Genomic DNA, 2,239 nt, shown 5'->3' with positions numbered 1-2,239 from the left:
GATAAACTTTGTAAAGTAAATAACCTGATACCAAAAAAGAAATGGGATTATAATTTATAACAATGAAACATCTTGCAAATCTGTGCAAAAAGATTTGGGGTATAAAAAATGGAGAAAGCAAAAATGAAAATCTTAGGCATTAATGGTTCACAAAGAAAGGATGGCAATTCGTATGAGCTACTTAAAGCCGCTTTTGAAGGAGTAAAGGAAGAAAACAAATCCATAGAGACAGAAATATTACATTTAGCTGAGCTTGAGATAAAGCCCTGCAAAGCCTGTTATTCAGGTGTGCAACAGGTAGAATATTATGGTTGTGCTAAAAAGCCCCATAAATGTATAATTGAAGATGATGACTTTGAAGAGGTTTTTCAAAGGATGGTTGAGGCAGATGGAATAATTGCTTGTATTCCCCTTTATACCCCAATTCCCTCAAAGTTCACTGCCTTGATCGAGAGGTTGATGATGATTGTGTATTCATCAAGTGAGGTTGATAAGGATTTTGTCTGGACTTTATCTGGCAAGCCCTTCAGTATAATTGGCACATCCTTTGATAATTCTACCAATTGGGTTTTAAAGCCATTAAGGAAATATGCCTGGCTGCTTAGATTTTATCAGCCAAGAATAAACAACAAGGTTTTTAGTGTAGATGCGAAAGGTGGTGTGAAGAACCCAAAGAATTTAGAAGAAGCAAAAAAGCTTGGCGCATTGGTTGCCAGGACTTTGATAAAAAGAAAAGAAAGAAGGAGGAAGGTAAGATGAAAGTATTAAGGTGGTTCTTAGGCGGGTTAACATGTGGAATTATTGGAGAGGTATGTGGCTGGTTGTTCTATGGTGCATTATTTGCTAAGTGGACCAGTCAATATCAACATCTATGGAGATCAATAAATGATCCAATATGGAGGATCGGAATGCCCTTGGCCGATATCCTAAATGGCCTGATGATCTCACTTGGATTTGCCATTCTCTACCGAGGTATTCCAGGTGAAGGTATCAAGAAAGGGTTAATGTTTGGATTAACCCTCTGGCTTATTACCAGACTGGCGGGAGAACTGTTCTTCTATACGATGAGTCCAGTATCTTTTATGATGGTTGTGGTTGGCTGGTTGCATGGCATTGTATTCCTCTTGCTTGGAGGCCTGGTGATTGCAGCCATCTATGGCAGAAGTCTGGAAGAATAGGCTTGTAAGAAATGAACATTTACGGCGGGGTTCAGAACTCTGCGGTTGCTTTGCAACCTTGCCCTTTTCATATTTGGGAAATCTATGCAAAACAAGGAGTTCAATACGATATAAATGATTTTATGATATGGGGAAGAGCAGTTGGTATAGAAAACCAAGCTTGTTATGTTAAAATTGACTCAACTGACAAAATTAGTCTTGGTCCATATCGAGAGATATTGTTAAACAGGATGATCACTTCAAAAATTATTAAAAATGAAGAAGATTTCTATATAATGAATAATAGAGAATTGCTAAGAAAACTTTCTGTTTGTGGAAACTCACCAAATTATTATATTTCATGGGGCAGTAAATACTATTATTGTATTCCACAAATGGGGTGTAATATCAATTCTATAAAGTTTTTGCCTTTTTGTCAACACGAATGCACACGAATAAGAAGCAAATATTCCCCCTTAATAAAGGGGCTTAGGGAGTTGTTGACCCATAGGCGTTAAGATATAAGGCTTATTAAAGAGGCAGAAATTAACTAAAATTGATATAATTGGTTCGTAATATCTGAAATTGGTAAACTTAATTTTAAAGTGATGGAATCATTCTTTGCGAACCGACCAATTATTAAAGAAATACAAAGGTTATCAATTTTTGGAGTAATTGATAAATATAAAAACAAAATGACCAGCAAGTTACTTAATGAAATAGGTTTAATGAAGGAGAGTATTCGTTTTGCAGGTTGCTCAATTTGCCTAAGATTGCGAGAAGAAGGAATTCTTCAAGAAATTAATAACCGGTTACTAAAAGAACAAAAGGTGTAGAAAGTTGGCGCAACATCGTCTAACACAGCTTATATCAATTCTATAAAGTTTTTGCATCTTTTTGCCGATATATAGTTCTAAGGAGGTGAACTATATGGGATGGCAAAGAGTGCGAAGTGATGTTTCAGTTGAAGAATTAGCCAAGATAGCAAAAAAATGAGAGATGGACGAGTTCGAATAAAGATTCAAGCAATAGTTTTGCTTGCTCAGGGGAAACGACAGAGATATGTTGCTGAAGCATTAGGA

At 36.2% G+C, this 2,239-nt stretch carries 4 protein-coding genes; all 4 read left to right on the top strand.

Annotated elements, in window-relative coordinates; all coding sequences use genetic code 11:
- Positions 1-123: 123 nt before the first annotated feature.
- The 4 genes from AB1422_18980 to AB1422_18965 all read left to right on the top strand — a co-directional run bounded on the left by AB1422_18980 (position 124) and on the right by AB1422_18965 (position 1,993).
- A complete protein-coding gene (locus AB1422_18980) occupies positions 124-759 on the top strand; it encodes a flavodoxin family protein (GenBank protein ID MEW6621386.1) in 636 nt (211 codons plus the stop codon).
- Positions 756-1,178: a hypothetical protein gene (locus AB1422_18975; protein ID MEW6621385.1), complete on the top strand. Its 423-nt coding sequence runs from the start codon at positions 756-758 to the stop codon at positions 1,176-1,178. The genes AB1422_18980 and AB1422_18975 overlap by 4 nt, the downstream gene beginning before the upstream one ends.
- A gap of 11 nt (positions 1,179-1,189) precedes the next feature.
- Positions 1,190-1,675: a hypothetical protein gene (locus AB1422_18970; GenBank protein MEW6621384.1), complete on the top strand. Its 486-nt coding sequence runs from the start codon at positions 1,190-1,192 to the stop codon at positions 1,673-1,675.
- Between the two features lie 90 nt (positions 1,676-1,765).
- Positions 1,766-1,993: a hypothetical protein gene (locus AB1422_18965; GenBank protein ID MEW6621383.1), complete on the top strand. Its 228-nt coding sequence runs from the start codon at positions 1,766-1,768 to the stop codon at positions 1,991-1,993.
- Positions 1,994-2,239: the final 246 nt, after the last annotated feature.

Source organism: bacterium (genome assembly GCA_040757115.1).
Lineage (GTDB): Bacteria > UBA9089 > CG2-30-40-21 > CG2-30-40-21 > SBAY01 > JBFLXS01.
This window is presented reverse-complemented; position numbering and strand designations above follow the sequence as displayed.

Coding starts and splice junctions, on each gene's coding strand:
- AB1422_18980 (MEW6621386.1), top strand. CDS start 124: ATGAAAATCTTAGGCATTAATGGTTCACAAAGAAAGGATGGCAATTCG.
- AB1422_18975 (MEW6621385.1), top strand. CDS start 756: ATGAAAGTATTAAGGTGGTTCTTAGGCGGGTTAACATGTGGAATTATT.
- AB1422_18970 (MEW6621384.1), top strand. CDS start 1,190: ATGAACATTTACGGCGGGGTTCAGAACTCTGCGGTTGCTTTGCAACCT.
- AB1422_18965 (MEW6621383.1), top strand. CDS start 1,766: ATGGAATCATTCTTTGCGAACCGACCAATTATTAAAGAAATACAAAGG.